17 protein-coding genes are annotated in these 20,388 nt (G+C 37.1%); 5 read left to right on the top strand and 12 right to left on the bottom strand.

The features are described 5' to 3' along the window. Positions 1-19 precede the first annotated feature (19 nt). The 4 genes from LN051_RS01880 to LN051_RS01865 form a co-directional block, all read right to left on the bottom strand. Positions 20-592 carry a hypothetical protein gene (locus LN051_RS01880; protein WP_229292939.1) on the bottom strand — a complete coding sequence of 191 codons (573 nt, stop codon included), beginning with the start codon at positions 590-592 and terminating at the stop codon, positions 20-22. A 167-nt stretch (positions 593-759) separates the two neighbouring features. Then, positions 760-2,286 (bottom strand): SLC13 family permease, encoded by a 1,527-nt coding sequence (locus LN051_RS01875; protein WP_229292938.1) that lies wholly within the window; start codon positions 2,284-2,286, stop codon positions 760-762. 100 nt (positions 2,287-2,386) lie between these two features. Beyond that, positions 2,387-3,166: a nicotinamide riboside transporter PnuC gene (pnuC, locus tag LN051_RS01870; protein WP_229292937.1), complete on the bottom strand. Its 780-nt coding sequence runs from the start codon at positions 3,164-3,166 to the stop codon at positions 2,387-2,389. 18 nt (positions 3,167-3,184) lie between these two features. Next, complete coding sequence (locus tag LN051_RS01865) at positions 3,185-4,201, bottom strand: PTS sugar transporter subunit IIC (RefSeq protein ID WP_229292936.1); 1,017 nt, start codon at positions 4,199-4,201, stop codon at positions 3,185-3,187. An 832-nt stretch (positions 4,202-5,033) separates the two neighbouring features. On the opposite strand from LN051_RS01865, the gene LN051_RS01860 reads away from it, so the two are divergent. Genes LN051_RS01860 through sdaAA form a run of 3 tightly spaced genes read left to right on the top strand, consistent with a single transcriptional unit; the run spans position 5,034 to position 7,672 of the window. Then, a complete protein-coding gene (locus LN051_RS01860; RefSeq protein ID WP_229292935.1) occupies positions 5,034-6,065 on the top strand; it encodes a PTS sugar transporter subunit IIC in 1,032 nt (343 codons plus the stop codon). A gap of 14 nt (positions 6,066-6,079) precedes the next feature. Beyond that, positions 6,080-6,757 carry an L-serine ammonia-lyase, iron-sulfur-dependent subunit beta gene (gene sdaAB / locus LN051_RS01855; RefSeq protein WP_229292934.1) on the top strand — a complete coding sequence of 226 codons (678 nt, stop codon included), beginning with the start codon at positions 6,080-6,082 and terminating at the stop codon, positions 6,755-6,757. Positions 6,758-6,772: 15 nt separating this feature from the next. Then, positions 6,773-7,672, top strand: coding sequence for an L-serine ammonia-lyase, iron-sulfur-dependent, subunit alpha (sdaAA, locus tag LN051_RS01850; protein WP_229292933.1), 900 nt, complete (start codon positions 6,773-6,775; stop codon positions 7,670-7,672). 58 nt (positions 7,673-7,730) lie between these two features. Here the strand turns inward: sdaAA and LN051_RS01845 are convergent, their stop codons facing one another. From LN051_RS01845 to opp4A, 7 genes are all read right to left on the bottom strand, one after another. After that, positions 7,731-7,982, bottom strand: coding sequence for a hypothetical protein (locus LN051_RS01845; protein WP_229292932.1), 252 nt, complete (start codon positions 7,980-7,982; stop codon positions 7,731-7,733). A gap of 212 nt (positions 7,983-8,194) precedes the next feature. Next, on the bottom strand, positions 8,195-9,331 hold the full coding sequence (locus LN051_RS01840; RefSeq protein WP_229292931.1) for a hypothetical protein: 1,137 nt from the start codon (positions 9,329-9,331) through the stop codon (positions 8,195-8,197). Between the two features lie 230 nt (positions 9,332-9,561). Then, positions 9,562-10,455, bottom strand: coding sequence for an oligopeptide ABC transporter permease (opp4C, locus tag LN051_RS01835; protein WP_420853985.1), 894 nt, complete (start codon positions 10,453-10,455; stop codon positions 9,562-9,564). A gap of 10 nt (positions 10,456-10,465) precedes the next feature. Then, entirely contained in the window at positions 10,466-11,428 is a 963-nt protein-coding gene (gene opp4B / locus LN051_RS01830) for an oligopeptide ABC transporter permease (protein ID WP_229292930.1), read from the bottom strand. Next, on the bottom strand, positions 11,425-12,414 hold the full coding sequence (locus LN051_RS01825) for an ABC transporter ATP-binding protein (RefSeq protein ID WP_229292929.1): 990 nt from the start codon (positions 12,412-12,414) through the stop codon (positions 11,425-11,427). The genes opp4B and LN051_RS01825 overlap by 4 nt, the downstream gene beginning before the upstream one ends. Next, positions 12,407-13,417, bottom strand: a complete 1,011-nt coding sequence (locus LN051_RS01820) for an ABC transporter ATP-binding protein (protein WP_229293594.1) — start codon at positions 13,415-13,417, stop codon at positions 12,407-12,409. The genes LN051_RS01825 and LN051_RS01820 overlap by 8 nt, the downstream gene beginning before the upstream one ends. Before the next feature lie 173 nt (positions 13,418-13,590). After that, the gene (gene opp4A, locus LN051_RS01815) at positions 13,591-15,312 is read right to left on the bottom strand and encodes an oligopeptide ABC transporter substrate-binding protein (protein ID WP_229292928.1); all 1,722 of its coding nucleotides are present in this window, start codon (positions 15,310-15,312) and stop codon (positions 13,591-13,593) included. Positions 15,313-15,969: 657 nt separating this feature from the next. Between opp4A and pflB the strand changes: the two genes are divergently transcribed. Then, positions 15,970-18,219 carry a formate C-acetyltransferase gene (pflB, locus tag LN051_RS01810; RefSeq protein WP_229293593.1) on the top strand — a complete coding sequence of 750 codons (2,250 nt, stop codon included), beginning with the start codon at positions 15,970-15,972 and terminating at the stop codon, positions 18,217-18,219. 50 nt (positions 18,220-18,269) lie between these two features. Next, positions 18,270-19,034 (top strand): pyruvate formate-lyase-activating protein, encoded by a 765-nt coding sequence (gene pflA, locus LN051_RS01805; RefSeq protein ID WP_229292927.1) that lies wholly within the window; start codon positions 18,270-18,272, stop codon positions 19,032-19,034. 165 nt (positions 19,035-19,199) lie between these two features. On the opposite strand, the gene LN051_RS01800 is transcribed toward pflA, so the two are convergent. Then, complete coding sequence (locus tag LN051_RS01800; protein ID WP_229292926.1) at positions 19,200-20,270, bottom strand: PTS sugar transporter subunit IIC; 1,071 nt, start codon at positions 20,268-20,270, stop codon at positions 19,200-19,202. Between the last annotated feature and the right edge of the window lie 118 nt (positions 20,271-20,388).

Here is a 20,388-nt window from a genome sequence, read left to right as displayed (position 1 = left end):
TCAAACGATTTCAAACCTCTTATACATACTTATAGATATCTATAGTTAGGCGTTGAATCGCTGCGTCCTTTTTAGTACTTTTAAATCGAATAAATACGTTACAAATTGTGATTTGATGATGGATATCCTGAATCACTACACGTGCGGCACCTGATTTTCCATGAGAGAGAATATCAGTAATCTCAACGTTTTTTAACAACTTAGCATTGCGCATCAGTTGTTTTATTGCCGGCTCCAAGCCTGATATCGTCACATGCTGATTCAAAATACATGTCACATCGGGCTGAACCGCTCCCGTTTGAAGTAGCGCCTTATCATACGATACACAACCCGCAATCAAGTCACGTATCGTTTGCATTTTAGGTGCATTGTTGCATGATAAATTGCATTTAAAAGGGACCTCCACAAAATGGGCATTATCTTCAAGTTGAGAAGGCGTGAGAAAAGTATAGCCTTCTTTTTGCATCGCTTGATCTAATGTCGTCATCTCACAATCAGTAAACTTCCCCACTCGTTGTGTCGCCGTTTTTGTCACATGTTGCAATTGTTGTAGATGATTAATATTTAATCGCTTTAATAATATTTCAACCATACTAACTAACTTCTTTCCGAATCAGTTTAAATTTCTCTTATCCTCATTACTTTTTACCTCTAATTAAAGCACAAGAAACGATGTTCAGAAAAGTGTTTTTTGGGCACACAATTATTTGAAATGCCTATCGCCTATATGATATTAATGCTTCACTTACAGCGTAACTTTTATAATAACCCAAGCCATTGCCAATAAGTCATACTTAAAATAATAACTAAAATATAACCTATTACAGTAATTGGGATCCCTGCTTTAAGAAAATCTTTTACAGTGAATGTTTCTGTACCATACGCCAACATGCCTTGCGGCGAACTTACAGGTAATAAAAAGCCAAAACTAATGACAAATTGTTGAATCAACACAAACCCGATAGCCATCTCACCTAAATCTAATGTCATCGTTAATGAAATAAATACTGGAATTAACGCAGACGCTAAACTCGTTGCACTTGCAAACCCAAGGTGAATCAAAATATTGAACAATGAAATTAAAGCAATTGTCGCTATGATTGGCATGTGTTGTAAACCTATCAAGCCAAAAGTTTTATCACTGAGCCATTGTGCTGCATGCGTTTGAAGTAATACGTTACCTAAAGCGATACCGACACCGAATACGATAATCGTTCCCCAAGGAATTTTACTTTCTGCTTCTTTCCAACTCATTACACCAATTTTTGGCGTTAACATAATTGCTAGTGCTAACAATGTAATCGATGCAGAATCAATAGGGTGCAATACTTTCTCAGTAGACCATAATAACAGTAATGCTAACGAAATAATGATAAGTCGCCATTCTTTCCCTGACACTGGTCCAAGCGATTTTAATTGCTTTTGTACCAGTTCTTTGCCGCCTTCAATTTCCGTTTGTTCTGGCGGAATCACTTTTAACATGATGAAATACAGTACTATTGACATGATAATTGACCACGGTGCAGCATATAAAAACCATTCGCCCCACGAAACGTCATGCCCAAGCTGTCCATTAATGAAATTAACAGCAACAATATTTTGTGCCGCTGCTGTTTTAATCCCAATGTTCCATATGGAGACCGCTTGAACAGCAGTAATAACTAATAAAGCTGCTAATTTACTTTGTTTAGAAGCACCAAAAGCCGCTACCATGCCAAGTAAAATTGGAACAACGGCTCCTGCTCTTGCCGTTGCAGACGGTACGAAGAACGCCAAAATGATAGAAACAAGAATCACACCAATAACGATACGCTTTGTTTTATTACCGACTAAAGATAACACCCATAAAGCCAATCGTTTATGCAGTTGTGTCACTTGCATGGCTGTTGCTAAAAATAAGGCAGCTGCTACAAGCGCGACAGCGCTAGTTGCAAAACCACTAAACGCAAGTTTCAGTGCATTCGCCGTTCCTAACATATCCGAACCACTTAACACATCTTTACCAATCTTTGGATTGCCTAATGATTCTGTTAAATTTTGTACCGGGCTAAACCCAAGTAAGAGAATCATTAATACAACAATCATTGTCGCAGAAACAGGATAACTTACCGCTTCCGTCACCCATAAAATTACCGCAAAAGCAAGTATAGCTAATGCACATTTCGCCATCACCGGTAAACTGTCCGACGAAGGTAAAAGTAAAATAATAATTAATGCGACAAAGCTTAACGCAAACCAAAACGGTTTAAACGTCGCTTTTTTTTGAGTTTTTTTAGCTGTTGTCATGAAAAACAACCCCTTTTATTTTAATCACCCTAAGTGTATCAATAAAAGAGGCTATGCATACTATTATGTTAAAACATTCACAAAAATTTTACATTTCTTTTCAAACGTGTGTATTTAAACTTTCTAATTGGCGCTGCTGGTTTTGACGCCATTGAATATAACCATAAATACTGTTAATTAAAAATGCGAGCCACATTAAAATCATAGCTACTGCGCCATAAGAAATTGCGTGCGTTTGAATTGCATCATAAAAAGCTTGTCCCCATAAAATGATGGAAATCACATTGACGGCTATCCAAAAAAACCACTGTTCTTTAAAGCGAAGCGTCATTAATATTTGACCTACAATAGAAAGTGCCGTTGAAGCACCATCAACCCACGGGTGTTGCGCATAAAAATCACCCGTTAAAGCATGTAATAACATGACGAGACCAAAATAGATAATTAGCGTTGTAACTACCGTTATCATCCATGTTTTAGCAGTTAGTCCTCTCGCATCCACTTCTTTAACAAACATTTCTGTCGCAGATGAATCTTTTTTCATATGACGAATCCATACTGCAAAACCAATAAATTGAAAGATAAGAAAAACCGCTTGCATTCCTACTTCTCCCATAAAATGGGCTTTAAAGCTAAGGTAGCCGTAGGTACATACCTGAATTATTCCAAAAAAGTAAGTTGAAATGCGCCCTTTAGCTGCCATAAACACACAAGCCACGCCTGAAATACTTGCGATAAGATTTAAAACCCCTTCCATTCCGATACCTTGCGCTTCACCTACCCATAACGGTAAAACAAAGACAAAAAGCTGTAAGCACATAAAAACACTAAAAAACCATTTTTCGTATAAAGAAAAACCTTTAAAGTCATTTAAAATCACGTCACCAGCCCCTTGTGTTTAACTTCTTGCTTCTACTGTTCTTAAAGTTTGATCTCCTGGTTGGATCATTTGGCGCTGCTTCATAAAATAATAAATTAAACCTGTTACGATAATTGGCAACACAAAATGAAAGACACCTATTAAAATCCAAGTTTCGATTGAGCTCCCCATAGTATGTATGGTCATAATTTGGCCTACAAAACCACTTGTACCCATTCCTGCGCCTGCTGCATTATTCGTCATCGGAAAGAAAAGCGTCATGATAGGTGCAATCACTGCACTTGCAAGTGTAGGTGGAATAAGTAAGACCGGTTTTAAAATAATGTTAGGTACTTGTAACATACTTGTCCCTATTCCAATCGAAATCACACCACTTATGCCATTGTCTTTATAACCCATCATTGCAAATCCGACCATTTGACATGCACAACCAATCGTGGCTGCACCTGCTGCCACACCTGACAAATCTAGCATTAGTGCCAGTGCCGCACTGGATATAGGTGCCGTCAAACAGAGCCCAAATATTACTGCTACTATGATTCCCATAACAAAGGGCTGTTGTTCTGTAGCTACGATAATCACAGAGCCAATCGCTTTCATCAGTTCATTTAAAATAGGACCTAGAAATTTAGCTATTGCTCCACCTATGATGAGCGTCAAAAGAGGCGTCACAATAATATCGATTTTCGTTTTACCTGCGTAAAAACGACTGAGTTCTACTACAACAAGCGTCGCAAGAAACGCCCCCACTGCGCCTCCTGCAAATGTGTCATAACCCATCATTCCTACAATTAATGCTGAAAAAACAACTAAAGGCTTACACTTAAAGCCATAAGCCATCGCAGCTCCAATCGCTGCACCAGTTAAACCTTTAGCCACGTTTCCAATTTCCACCAAAAAGCCTAGATTTAACTCTGGAAATAACGTTTGTTTACCAATAGTCTCTAAAATCAAGCCGATGATTAAAGAGCAAAATAAACCTAATGTCATGAAACTTAAGCCTTCTATAAACCAACGATGCAATAATTTTTTCAAGTTCACTTTCTCCTTGTTGTAAAATTTGTCTCGCTTCCGTACAAATTTTATATTACCACAGAACACTCTGTTACATCGTTCACCTTTCTATTTTTCTAAAGTCCAACTACACAAAGTACTTTTTCTGAATAAAAAATAAAAGCGTACTGTGTGGGGTCCACAGTACGCTTTTCAATCAACTTTAGTCCTACTTCTACTATTTAAGGAGGTCTTCTAGTATTGCTTTAGGGGTGTATGTTTTATCTTAATTGGGATTGAACAGTTAGGATTGGGAATTCATTTTTATTAACTGTTCTATACATACTATAACCTTTACCTTATCATTCTACATCGGACATAAGAACGTTTTTCATCTAAGACCTTAGTTCTACCTACGTAAACTTCATAATGGGTGCTGACAAACATTAGAAAAACCTCTATACATGTTTTTCCTATAACAGTGATTTTACGTGTTCACAATCTCCTACTATTGTTTCATCTCTCAAACCCAACCCATCACCTTTTACTCTTATTTGGAATTTTATCCCTTTCAGAAAATTCTCATTATTAAAACTTTTTAATTTCACAAAGATGTCATTTTGGCAATTAATACACAAATATTTTAACACTTTAATGTGAAGAAGCGTCGAAGCGTTGCGGTATCACAAGGTTTTGCAAAAAGATATTTTCACAATCTATATAATTTTTTTATTAAAAGTGTCTGCAATGATTAAAGCCCTTTCAATTCCCGTTATTATGCGGTTGCATACGCTTACAAAAAAGTCTAATATTTGATTTGGAAATTAAGCGCGCTTATAAAAAAATTAAATTTTGATAGAGAAGAGGAAAGTTTATGGATTTTATTTTAGGTATTGGAACATTACTCGTGGTTTTACTTGCCATGACTTTGTTTTTAAAATTCGCCCCAAACGGCAAAGTCAGTTTACAAGCATTATCGGGTGCCGCTTGTGCTACGTTTTTACCTGAAGCGTTCTTAAAATATGCGATTGGTGGCGTGTTCCATATTGAATATTTTACAAAACTCGGGGAAATCGCAGGGAGCTTAAGTGGTGTCGCAGTAGGTATCTTAACATGTTTAAAATTTGGCGTGAATCCAGTATTCGCAGTATTAACAGGCCTTGTGCTTTTTGACTTTAAATTATTACCAGCATTTATCGCAGCTTACTTTGTCGCTTTTGGTCTTAAATATTTAGAAAAGAAAGTGCCTGAAGGTCTCGATCTTATCGTCGTTATTTTACTTTCACCAGCGATTACTTACGGTATTGCTTCTATCGTTTCACCTAGTGTTATCGCTGTCCTTAAACAAATTGGTACTGCTGTAACAGCAGTAGGAGACAATAATCCATACGCTTTAGCCCTTGTAATTGGCGCTATCGTACCTGTAGTAGGTATGACACCTTTAAGCTCAATGGTTTTCACAAGCTTACTTGGCTTAACTGGTATTCCAATGGCGATTGGTGCACTAGGTTGTATGGGTAGCTCATTCGTTAACTTTGTTATGTTTAGAAAATTAAAAATCGGTAATCCTGGTAAAGCTTTCGCAGTAGCCATAGAACCACTTACTCAAATTGACATCATCGCAAAATACCCACTCCAACTCTATGGTACGAATGCAATTGTTGGCATGGTTAATGGCCTATTTGTCACATATATGGGAATTGTTGTTAACCAACCTGGTATGGCCACACCAATTGCCGGACCAATTGTCGCTTTAGGCTTTAATGATGCAACAAGTACTGTAATTACTATCGTTGTTGTTGCAATTATTAGTATTATCCTAGGTTACATTATTGGTACATTTATCAACAAAAAACAAATCGGTTTAAACTTCAATACACCTAAACTCGATAAACAAATGAATTAAAGGAGCGATAAATTATGGCACGTACAAAAGATTATCAAAGTGCATTTGACGTCATCGGTCCAGTTATGATGGGACCTTCTAGTTCACACACTGCAGGTGCAGTAAAAATCGGACAAGCTGCAAGAGCTGTTTTAGGCGATACACCAGACAAAATTCGCGTTCATTATTATGAATCTTTTGCTGAAACGCATAAAGGCCATGGAACAGATTTAGCAATCATTGGTGGCTTGCTCGGTTTCAGTACGTTCGATTCACGTATTAAAACTTCTACTACAATCGCTCGTGATCAAGGTATTCCTTTTGAGTTTATCGAAGAAAAAGGTGCTAGCCTTGGAGAACACCCTAACTGCGCCTTAATCATTGTAGATAAAGGTGACCGACATGTAGAACTTAATGGTATTTCAATTGGCGGTGGCGCTTTTAAAGTGAAAAGCATTCATGTCAATGATATGTGTATTTTACTTTCGCATACCCCAAATTTACTCGTTATTGATGGTGAATGCGGTATGTCACAAATTAACCACTTAATCAATGATCTAGTCGAAAAAAATGTCGACATCAATGAAGAAATAAAAACGATGAGCCAAAATCGTTGTTTACTTGCCTTACATTTAAATAAAGCAATCAAACCTGAATTATTAGAAGAAGTACGTCAAAAATATACGAATTTACAATTCTCATATATACAATAGTCTGGAGGAATCGACATGTTTGATTCAATGAAAGCATTAATTGAATACGCTGAAACACACAAAAAATCATTTTCAGAAATCATGATTGAACATGAAATGACAACACGTGGCCTCTCGCGTGATGCCGTTCTTGAAATGATGCAACAAAATTTAGATACAATGCGTGATGCCGTGGAAAAAGGTTCAACGGGAGAAGGCGTTAAAAGTGTCACAGGTTATACAGGACAAGATGCTATAAAAGTTGCGAAATACAATGAAACACATCAAGCACTTTCTGGACATGATATGATTTCTGCTGTTCAAGGCGCTATTGCAACAAATGAAGTAAATGCAGCAATGGGTATCATTTGTGCAACGCCGACAGCAGGTTCCTCGGGTACAATCCCGGGTGTATTATTCAAATTAGAAAAAACACACAATCTCGACAATCAACAAATGCTTGAATTTTTATTCTCAGCATCTATGTGTGGCTTAATTATTGCCAATAATGCTTCAGTTGCTGGCGCTACGGGAGGGTGTCAAGCTGAAGTAGGTACTGCTTCTGCGATTGCTGCAGCTGCTGCAGTAGAAACATTTGGAGGCTCACCAGCACAAGCTGGACATGCTATTGCGATTAGCCTCAGTAACTTGCTTGGTCTTGTCTGTGACCCTGTGGCAGGATTAGTTGAAATCCCTTGTGTTATGCGCAATGCCATTGGTTCAGGAAACGGTCTTATCTCTGCAGACCTAGCATTAGCAGGTGTCGAAAGTCGCATTCCTGTAGATGAAGTGATTATGGCGATGGATAAAGTTGGGCGTAATTTACCTGCCTCACTTCGCGAAACAGGTATTGGCGGCTTAGCCGGTACACCTACAGGGCAAGCCATTAAAGAAAAAATCTTTGGTAGCTCTAATCAAGAACAAGTCTTTTCGTAATATAATATAAAAAATGAGGCTAGAATAAGTGCAAGTACTTATTCTAGCCTCATTTCGTTTATTTATCTTTTTTCAAAAGTCTATAATTAAAGGATTCTCGCGGCGGCGATGACACTTGCTCTACCTTTTCTTGATCCGTTTGTTTATCTCTAACCGTAAACACGATGAAATGATAAATAAAAAAGATGATAATGCTTAATGAAAGAGACTGCATGAAGAGATATTGCCATGTACCTGCAATCAAATAGTTTTCAGCAATACTCGTTGAAATCACTAAAGCAATAAATAAGAATAGAAATTGTTTAAGCATTCTATTCACCCCTTTACTCCCCTTTTTTACCTTATACATGTTATACCACGAATCAAGTTGAAAAGATACCTTTTTCAGACAATTCTTACATCTATAACATTAATATTCTATTCTAAATATAAAAAACACTTTCTAAAGTGAGACAACAATTCATGTTAATATGAAGCCCCACTTCTAAGAAAGTGCTTATCTACCTTCTTAAATTCATACCACTATTTTTTATATTGATTAAAATCAATGACATTCGTTTGTTTATGACGCTCTTCTTGTTCTTTAAGCGCCATATATTCCTCAAATGTGTATCCATGGTACACCCAATTACGCATTTTCATATAAACCGGTTTCACTTTATTTTGAGCTGTTTGCTCAACACGTTTACGCAAAATGCCATCTTGGATAAGTGAATAAATAACGTCTATAACCATTTCATATTCAACAGCATGTTTCATCATCGTTAAAATTTCTACTGATAGTTGCTCGCCTGTAACATTGAATGGATTGTCTTCTCTAATATTTTTGGCTAGCCAAGAAACAAAATTAAAGTATGTTGGCTCATCTATTCCAAACACGTGTGTTTGATAATACAATAACTCTTGCAATGTATCTGGTTCGTAATATTTTGCATCTTTTAAAAAATATGCATATTCGTTAGGTTCAATTTCAAGCCCCACACTTGTAATGAAACCATCGCCCACCCTAAAATTAATCGTCTCAGGCATCAAACGCCCTAAACGATTCAGTTGCTTACGTATATCCAATAACGAATAATGTTTTTCTAAATATTGATTACATAAATGTTGAAGTTGGGAGAAAGAATACAGACCATATAAATTTGTCGCCGCTTCAATCAAATCTTGTTGTTGTTTCAGTTGCATAAGTTCCTTATGTTGTTTCACCCATTTTTCCACACGCTCGATGATTTCTTGAGGAATCCACAATAAATGTTTCCCTTGAGTATCTCGTTCAGTTTCAAAGATTAAATACGATTTAGGGAAAGTGACGTCACTTTCAACAGGTTCGCCTACAACATTAAAATTTAAAGTTTGTAAGAATAGTCGTTTTTGATCTTCATCCATTTTTTCTATCTCTGTATTAAAATAGGTCTTAGTTACAATCGACTTCTCAAATAACTTTACAATTTCGTCTTTTTTTAAATTTGAGTACCCTTTAACACGATTTGATTTACATAGCTGCTTTAATTCATCTACAGTAGGATTTCCCAATAAGCGAATCAATTGATTAGGCTCTTCTCTTTTTAATAATGTCTCGAATGCTTTTTCCAATTGTTTTTTGTCATCTAATCCTTGATTTTTGAGTAAATCTGTCAATGCTTTGTCCCATGTCGTCATATTTATCACCTATCCACAATAATGTTAGGTTCATTGTACTATTGAATGCGTCAAATGCAAAGTTTAACAAAACACATACGTCCGTGTCACAAAAACAAAACAAGGCATAAAAAGAATAGGCCGACCAACTTTAAATTTTATCGTCCTATTCTTTACATACATATTATTCTCATTCCAATAATGATAAGGTCTGTCTATGTGAAAAATGCATCACTTTTACACTCAAACCATCAACGTCTTGACTTAGGATTGAGCGCGTCTTTGAATCCTTCTCCGATAAAATTAATACATAAAATCGTAGTTGTGATTGCTAATGCTGGCGGCATCCAAATCCACGGCTTCCCACGTAAAATATCACCTTCTTGAGCATCACTTAGCATATTCCCCCATGTCGGAACTGTTTTATCAATGCCAAAACCTAAGAAACTCAATCCTGCTTCAGCTACGATTTGAACGGCAAAGAGTAATGTTGCTTGTACAATAATAACACTTAAAATATTCGGCAAAAGATGTTTGAATAAAATTTTATAAACCGGTGTGCCGATAGATTGAGCAGCTAAGAAATATTCGTTTTCCTTTTCTTGCATAACTTTTCCTCGTACAATTCTCGCGACACCTACCCAAGAAAGTGCGATCAATACCCCTGCAAGTACCATAGCAGAGCCGTATTGATTTTCAATTTTACCGCTAAATGTTGCATTTAAAACAACTGCAAATGGAATAAATGGAAATAGCATAACAAATTCAGTAAAACGCATTAACACTGTATCTACCCATCCGCCGTAATACCCTGAGATCATGCCGATTAACACGCCAATAATCATGAGGCCTATCGTCGTCACAAGTCCAAAAATTAGCGATACGCGCCCTGAATATAACAGTCGACTCAATATATCTCGACCACCAGAATCTGTACCTAACCAATGCTGTGCAGACATGTCGCCTTTGATTAATACGAGGTTTTGAACATTTGGATCAAGCGGTGCAATCCATGGGGCAATGAGCGAAATAAAAAATATTAACCCTAAAATGATACTCGCTGCCATGGCAGGTTTATTTTTCAAAAACTTTTGTCGCGCAATTGCTAACGGTGAACGATTTGCTACTTTAATTTTTTCAGCCATGTGACCCCTCCTAATTACTCTTGATTCTTGGATCCACAATACTGTATGTGATATCCGAAATCAGATTTGCTAATAAGCCTAAAAATGAGAAAAAGAGAAGTAACGCCATCATTAATGGATAATCTTTACCACTAATAGCATCAATTAGTAATTTCCCAATCCCAGGATAAGAGAAGATGGTCTCTGTAATGACTGCACCACCAAAGACAGATAAAACGTCTGCCCCGAAAAACGTAACAATTGGAATAACAGAGTTACGCAAAATATGTTTGTTATAAATTTTTGATTCTGAGAGCCCTTTCGCACGTGCTGTACGAATATAATCTTTTCTCGAATTCTCGATAATATCATTTCTTAAAAACTGAACGTAACTTGCCGTGGAGAGTAACCCGAGTACCGTCCCAGGTAATATCGCATGGTAAAGTTTACTAATGTAATAACTTAGGGAGCCTTCCTCAAGCCCTATTGCGACGGAACCTGAAAATGGAAACCATCCAAGTTGAAAAGCAAAAATGTATATCGCAAATACCCCTGCAACAAAAGAAGGAATGGCAAGCATAAGATAGTTCAAAAATTGAATACTGTAATCTAATTTGCTATAAGGTTTTCTTCCTGACAAAATGCCTAATGGAAAAGCGACTAAATACGTAATCACAATACTGACTACCCCTAGTAAAATCGTGTTCGGCATACGTTCTTTTACTAAATCCATTACAGGACGCTTATATCGAATAGAATCCCCAAGTTCCCCTTGTAAAACATTTTGCCCCCATTTCATATACTGTACAGGTATAGGGTCATTTAAACCGAGCTTTTCACGTTGTTCTTCATAATATTTTGCGTCAACTTTAGGGTCCATTTGTCCCGTAAATGCATCACCTGGTTGTAATTTTGCTAACAAGAAAATAACCATAGACATCCCGATGAGTAACGGAATCATTAATAAAAAACGTCGAATAATTAAAGTTGTCATTTTGCCAACACCTCATTTTCTAAAAGAATACATGCGGCATAATGTTCATGCCCTACTTCCCGATATGCTGGTCGCGCTTCAGAACATTCTGATTTTGCTACAGGACATCTTGTATGAAATGGACAACCTTTTGGAGGATCGCTCGGCGAAGGCAAATCCCCTTGTAACAAAATACGTTCTTTCTTTTCACCAGGTTTAATTTCAGGTATCGCTGATATTAAAGACTGTGTATAAGGATGTTTCGGATTGTCATAAATTGCATCAGCCGGACCTTGTTCAACAATATTTCCAAGGTACATCACACATATGTAATCACTAACGTGTTTTACCACGCTTAAATCATGAGCAATAAACAAATAACTCAAACCAAATTCTTCTTGCAATTCTTCTAGAATGTTTAATACTTGAGATTGAACGGATACATCTAAGGCACTGACCGGTTCATCAGCGATTATGAGTTTCGGTTTAAGCGCCAATGCACGTGCAATCCCTACACGTTGGCGTTGTCCTCCCGAAAACTCATGCGCATATTTGTAATACGCTTGCACATTCAATCCGACACGTTGCAGTAATTCTTTGACTTCATCTTCAATCTCTTTCTGCGATTTTTTATAATAATTGCGTATCGGTTCTCCGACGATATCTCCTACCATTTGCATTGGATTTAGGGAAGCATAAGGATCTTGAAAGACCATTTGGAACCCTTTACGTGCTTCACGTAATGCTTTCCCTTTCATTTTTGTAATGTCTTTACCACAAAAATGAATTTCACCAGATGTGACATTTTGCAAACGTAAAATTGTACGCCCAGCTGATGATTTTCCACATCCGGATTCACCTACTAGTCCAACAGTTTGCCCCTTCTTCACAGTAAATGAAATGCCATCTACCGCTTTCACTTCACCAATTTTACGTTGGAAAATACCACCTTTAATCGGATAATATTGCTTTAGATTTTTTACTTCTAATACGTGTTCATTAGACATTCAGTTTCCCCTCCTTACGCATTACTGCTTCATCATATAAATGACAGACCACTTTGTGCGTTTCATTGAGCGTATTTGTTTTCAAATTCACTTCAGTACAAGACGTCATCACATATGGACAACGATTCGCAAAACTACATCCCACTTCAGGTAGCTCATCTAATCCTGGCACTGATCCTTTAATAGTTTCCAATCTATCTTGTTTTTGATCTAAGCGCGGAATCGCCTTTAGCAATAATTTAGTGTAAGGATGTTTAGGGTGTTTAAAAATATCTACTACTGACGCGCGTTCAACAATTTCTCCGGCGTACATTACCGCCACCGTATCACAAATTTCAGAAATCACCCCTAAATCATGAGAAATAAAAATAATGCCCATATTCGTTTCATTTTGGATTTTTTTCAATAAGTCTAATATCTGTGCTTGTACGGTAACATCTAATGCTGTGGTTGGTTCATCAGCAATAAGCAATTCAGGTGAACACGAAATCGCCATCGCAATCATTACACGCTGTCTCATCCCTCCAGAAAGTTGGTGTGGGTATTCATTAATCACTTTATCCGCCCTCGGAATACCTACTTGTCTTAATAAATCTATAGCACGTGCATATGCTTCTTTTTGAGTCATTTTCAAATGTAGAATCATCATTTCAACCAACTGATTGCCTATCGTAAATACAGGGTTTAAAGAAGTCATCGGCTCTTGGAAGATCATCGCAAGCTCATTCCCACGAATCTTATTAAGTTGAGCCATCGGTAGATTATCGATACGCTTACCTTTGTATCGCACTTCCCCTTCATTAATTGAACCAATTTTATCAGGTAGTAAACGAAGAATAGACATGCTTAGTACGGACTTACCAGAGCCTGATTCACCTACAATGCCCATCACTTCTCCACTATCTAACGTAAGGCTGATTTTAGAAATTGCATTATAATTTTTACCATTAATATCAAAACCTGTACTTAAATTTTTAACTTCTAATAGATGCTGTTCTGTCATCATTAGCCCCCCTTATTCAAGTTTTAAATAGTATTGCGTTTTGCTATTAATTCGCCTATACGAATCGGATGTAACTCATAACGTGCATTTGAACTACTACTTTTATGCCCAATTGTATGATTTAGGGGCGAGAACATGATGATGTCCTTGCCCCGTTGCATACTTGTTATTTCTTAATCTTTTTCAACTGTCCACTCATAAATCGGATTCGTACCTTTAATTGATACTTCAAAGTTTTTCACTTTGTCACTCACAGCTGTTACATCTTCTAATTCTGTAATCGGAATAACTGGAACGTCTTCAGCCATTATTTTTTGCCATTCTAAATACTTAGCTTTACGCTTATCCTGATCGTCTCCAACAACTTTTGTATCTAATGCTTCTTTTAAGAGTTTGTCAGATTTAGGATTGTTGTATCGAGATTCATTCCATAGTGCTGTGGATTTATATAAACCTGACGGATCTGGGTCAGCACCTTGGACCCAAGTTCTAAAATACGCTTCCATGTCATCTGAAGCATTTTCTAAATCTTGTCCGAATTTGCCAAATTCAACCATTTCTGTTTTTGTTTTTAAGCCTACTTTTTCCCAATACCCTTTAATAGCCGCCGTTCTTGGTTCAAATGTTGGATTTGACCCTGCATAATGTTTTAAGTTCACTACAAATGGTTTACCTTTCGGATCTTCACGCCAGCCATCGCCGTCTTTATCTTTGTAGCCTGCTTCATCTAAAAGCTTTTTCGCTTTGTCAACGTCATATGGATACTCAGGAACATCCCCTTCTTTTGCACCACTCCAATGTGCCGATGGGATTAAACCATTTAATGGTTTACCGTAACCATAATAAAAGGCATCAATCCACTCTTTTCGATTAATCGCATGTGCCATTGCTTGACGCAATTTTTTATTTTGATATTTCGGACGTTCTTTACCTATAGTTTGAGCTTTTTTATCGTAATCGTTTAAAACAAAGCCGATAATCGCATAAGCTGTCGATGGCGATTCAAGTAACTGAACACCTTCAGAACCATTATCTTTAATTTCTTTAGCAATCGGTGGTGTAATACTTGCCATATCAATCTCGCCATTTTCTAATGCTTGTGTCATAGATGTTTGTTCAATTACACGAAGATTCACTTTATCTAGATTTGGCTCTCCTTGCCAATAATCTTTAAATTTCTCTAATTCAACGGATTCACCATCCACAATCTTTTTAACTTTGTATGGCCCAATACCAATAGGTGTTTTACGTACTTCTGGTGATTTAGCCATATCTTTCACTGGGATGTTTTTGAAAATCTTTTCGCTTAATGGTGCCCCTGTCCAAATTTCTAATAAATTATTCGCTTTATGCTCTTTAAATTTAATTTCTGCTGTATAGTCATCAATTTTTTTGATTCCTGACACATTGTCTGCTTGGCCTTTACGCTTAGCTTCCGCTCCTTCAATCACTTCAACACCGTTATAACGCGGTCCGTCATAATCAGGGTCTGCTAACGTTTCTAACGTGAAAATCCAGTCGTTAATCGTAAAATCATTGCCATCTTGCCATTTAATATCTTTTTTCACCTTAAATGTATATGTAAGGTCGTCACCTTTTTTTTGCTCCCACGATAAAATCTCCGGCTTAATGTTCAATTCATCATCATAATCTACGAGACCGTCATTAAAGTATGAAATCACACTTGAGTCACCTGTAGAACCTGCAAAAATGGATTGAAAATTCCCCTCGGGTGGTTCGGCAATCCCTACATTTAGTGTGCCACCTTTCGCGTCACTCGTTTCAGTTTTACTTTTCTTCTCTCCAGATGCCCCTGTATCCCCTTTACCACATGCACTTAACACTAGCGCAACACATGCTATAAGCACGATTAAAAAATTCCACTTCGCTTTCATTCGCGTTCCCCCTTCATTCATAGTAAGTAGTGTTAAGTTTAATTATTGTATTTGTCAGACAATTTTGTCAATAACAATATGCGTGGTAGGGCATAATTCATTAGGAATAATAGTCATTTATTAATATGCTTCAACATATATCTAACCCACTCATATCAAGGGATTTAAAGTTGTTTAACGCATTAAAGAAACCGGATTAAAATTTTTTATACTTGTTGTTTTTAGACGGTCATATCCATCATAAAAATAGATAATTCAAATAGAGTTTAAAATAATGTAAAATAGCTATTTATAAACATATACTATGTCATTTTGTCCTTCTCAAAAAGACAAATTGCTTTAATTTATGTTTTAACTTCATTTAATAATAGAAATCGTTTCTTTTCATTTTTCTCTAAAATGCTTACCTCTTTATATACATCCTCTTTAAATAATATCTGCAACGCTTCACACGACATTTTTCACAGCTATTTTTTCTTAATATAGTATTCTCTCTATGCGAAAACACCAATTTTATTTTTTAAAATATTTGTGGCAGTTTTATATACAAAATATATACAAATAATGACAATGCGCAAACGCTTTCAATTTAAACGTGATATTTTTCACATGAGTTGGTATACTGATTGTGAAATGATGAACAATGGAGGTTTGAGCATGATTCATGAAGCTAAAACACAACAAAATGCTTGGAAAGACTTTAAAACTGGACTTTGGTCACATCGCGTTGATGTCCGTGATTTTATTCAATTAAACTTCACTGGATATACGGGAGATGATTCGTTTTTAGAAGGTCCAACAGACGCTACATTACAACTCTGGGATCAAGTCATGGCCCTTTCTAAAGAAGAGCGTGAACGCGGTGGTATGTGGGATATGGACACGAAAATCCCATCTAGTATTACCTCTCATGACGCAGGTTATTTAAACGAAACACTTGAAAAGATTGTAGGCGTTCAAACTGAAAAACCTTTTAAACGTTCCATGCAACCTTTTGGCGGTATTCGCATGGCTAAAGCTGCATGTGAAGCATATGGCTATGAGTTAGATAAAGAAACAGAACGTATTTTCACAGATTATCGTAAGACTCATAACCAAGGGGTTTTTGATGCCTATTCAAAAGAAATGTTAGCTTGTCGTAAAGCAGGGATTATTACAGGTTTACCTGACGCATACGGTCGTGGTCGTATTATTGGTGACTATCGCCGTGTCGCTTTATACGGTGTAGACTTTTTAATGGCTGAAAAACAAAAAGATTTCGAAAACCTTTCTACAACGATGTCAGAAGATATTATTCGTTTACGTGAAGAATTATCTGAGCAATACCGTTCATTAAAAGAACTCAAACAATTAGGTGAAACTTACGGATTTGATTTGAGTCGCCCAGCAGAAAACTTTAAAGAAGCTGTTCAATGGCTTTACCTTGCATACCTGGCTGCAATTAAAGAACAAAATGGTGCAGCTATGAGTCTTGGACGTACATCTACTTTCCTAGACATTTATGCACAACGTGATTTAGACAATGGCACAATTACAGAGTCAGAAGTACAAGAAATTATCGACCACTTCATCATGAAGTTACGCCTTGTTAAATTCGCACGTACACCAGACTACAATGAATTGTTCTCTGGAGATCCAACTTGGGTAACTGAATCTATCGGTGGCGTTGGTTTAGACGGTAGAGCAATGGTAACGAAAAACTCTTTCCGTTTCTTACACTCATTAGATAACCTTGGACCTGCACCTGAGCCTAACTTAACAGTACTTTGGTCTACACGTTTACCAGAAAACTTTAAAAAATATTGTACTAAAATGAGTATTAAAACAAGTTCGATTCAATACGAAAATGATGATCTGATGCGCGAAAGCTATGGGGATGACTATGGTATCGCATGTTGTGTTTCTGCAATGAGAATTGGTAAACAAATGCAATTCTTCGGTGCACGTGCTAACCTTGCTAAAACTTTACTTTATGCTATTAACGGTGGTAAAGATGAAAAGTCAGGCGTACAAGTCGCACCAAACTTCAAAGCAATTGAAGATGAAATTTTAGATTACGACACTGTTTATGCACGTTTTGATGCAATGATGGAATGGTTAGCTGGCGTATATATCAATTCACTTAACGTTATTCATTACATGCATGACAAATACAGTTACGAACGTATCGAAATGGCATTACATGATACAGATGTTCACCGCACAATGGCAACTGGTATTGCTGGTCTTTCTGTTGCGGCAGATTCATTATCAGCGATTAAATACGGTACTGTACGTACGATTCGCGATGAAAATGGATTAGTTGTCGACTTTGAAACAAGTGGAGAATACCCTAAATACGGTAACAATGATGCTCGTGTAGATGATATTGCAGTACAACTTGTAGAAAGCTTTATGAAAAAATTACGTAAACACAAAACATACCGTGATTCTGAACATACAATGAGTGTGCTTACGATTACTTCTAATGTTGTTTATGGTAAAAAGACAGGTAATACGCCTGATGGCCGTAAAGCCGGAGAACCTTTTGCACCAGGCGCTAACCCAATGCATGGACGTGACGAACACGGTGCATTAGCTTCATTATCATCTGTTGCAAAATTACCATACGATTGCTGTAAAGATGGTATTTCAAACACATTCAGCATTGTACCTAAATCACTTGGTAAAGAAGACGACACACAACAACAAAACTTAGTTAGCATTTTAGATGGTTATGCGATGCAACATGGACATCACTTAAATATTAATGTCTTTAATCGAGAAACATTACTTGATGCAATGGAACACCCTGAGGAGTATCCTCAATTAACGGTACGTGTTTCAGGTTATGCGGTTAACTTTATTAAACTGACACGTGAACAACAACTTGATGTCATTTCAAGAACATTCCACGAGTCTATGTAAAAAAAATTACTAAAGTCACTTAACGATTTTGAAAAGATGGGGAGATAACAATGATACAAGGTCATATTCATTCAGTAGAAAGCTTAGGAACGGTCGATGGTCCCGGCCTGCGATATATCCTATTCTTACAAGGCTGTTTGCTGCGCTGCTTATATTGTCATAATCCAGATACGTGGAAAGTGAACACTCCCTCAAGAAAAGCATCAGCAGATGAACTGATTCATGAGATCACGCCTTATCTACCCTACTTTCAAAGTTCCGGTGGTGGTGTAACGGTAAGCGGTGGAGAACCCCTACTTCAAATGCCGTTTATAACAGAATTGTTTAAGCAATGCCATGCTCATGGTATTCACACGTGTATAGACACTTCCTTAGGGTGTGCCAATGAGACAGAAGCATTTAAAAAACACTTTGAATTGTTACGCCAACATACTGATTTATTCATGGTTGATATTAAACATATCAATGATGAGAAGCACCGGCATTTAACTGGAAAGTCTAATGAAGCAATATTGAAATACATTCAATATTTGAATGAGAAAAAACAACCGATTTGGATACGTCATGTGCTCGTACCAGGTCTGACAGACGCCCCCGAAGACTTGCGTACACTTGGTGAATTTATTAATTCACTTGATAACGTCGAAAAGTTTGAAATACTACCTTACCACGAACTTGGTGTACACAAATGGCAAGCACTCGGCGTACCTTATCAGCTTTCATCTGTTGAGCCTCCTTCAGATGAAGACGTTCAAAAAGCCTATGATCTTATTCAGTTCAAAGGAAGAGCCAAACAGAAATCGTTGGTTCATTGATTTCTTGGTCTCATACCAAAACATTAACTAGGATTCCACCCCACCCCCTAGTTAACGTACACAAAATATTGTAAATACTAACATCACTCCTTTAATGAGTAACCCGGAAGCATAGTTCAATGGTTCCGGGTTTTTTAATGCTATTATTCACAATATGAGGACTTTTTATTTGGACGCTTCTGCCGCTAAAAAACGATAAATCTCATTAGAATACAGTTTGAATACTTTCGTAAACAAAAAGTTAAGAATAAATCCAACAACGCCAGGAATGATAACAAATACAAGTGCGACTAAAAAGATATTCATTGCAACGGAACCTTCAAGCATCTCAATCGCTTTAATGGGCCCCACTAAACCGACAAGCCCAAAACCTGCTGTTTCTTTCGTTCCTATCACACCGATAATACTCCCCGCTGCACCTGCACATGCTGCAGTTAAGCCGATTGGCAACAACATAATCGGATAGCGAATCACATTAGTCATCATCATTTTCATCGCTCCTAATAAAATCGCGATGGGCACGCCAATTTTATTCACTTTCAAAGTACATATGAACAAAACAATACCTGTCGTCGCAACCCCGACTGCTGCAGCGCCTGCTGCCATTCCAGAAATCCCAATAGCGAGCCCTACTGCAATTGTCGACACCGGTGAAACAATAATAAATGAAAATAAAACTGCAATTAAAATACACATGATAACCGGTTGTAACGTCGTAAAAGTATTAATCAATTCACCAATGGCTAACGTAATTTTACTCACGTAAGGTAATGTCACAACCCCTATTAATCCAGGAATACCACCGACTAGTATAGGAAGTAAAATCATTTTCAAACTTCCAAATCGCTCTTCTAGCCATAAAACTAGTAATACTGCAATTGCTGCTGTAATCATCGTGTTGATTAAATCACCAATCCCAACAATTTGCCAACCCGCTTCAGTCACTTTGGCCGCACCTGAACCAACATAAGAGGCTGCGCCTATGACAACAGTAGCTAAAGCAGATAGTTTAAATTGCATCGCTATAAGTACACCGACCATCATCGGTAACATGAACTGTATCCCCATTACTACGTAAGAAAGTGTATTAAAAATATCCGAATAAGTGCTCAAATATTTAAATAGCCCACCGAGTACTGCATTAGGAATTAATCCTGCTACAATAGCAATCGCAAGCCCATTTAATACATTAAATGTAAATGTTTGAAAAGTAATCTTGTCCTTTGTTGTTTCCATCAATATTCCTCCTTTTGTCCATGTTTTCAAACACTATAATTTCGTCTATTTTACTTAACTCCATTTGTCCAATCAACCTTTTCAAAGAAGTTAAGTCGTACTTGTCTCATCGTCTCGC

Origin of the sequence: Staphylococcus ratti (assembly GCF_020883535.1) — a bacterium.
GTDB classification, from domain to species: Bacteria; Bacillota; Bacilli; order Staphylococcales; family Staphylococcaceae; genus Staphylococcus; species Staphylococcus ratti.
Note: the sequence above shows the minus strand (reverse complement) of the source record. Positions and strands in the feature narration are given on the sequence as shown.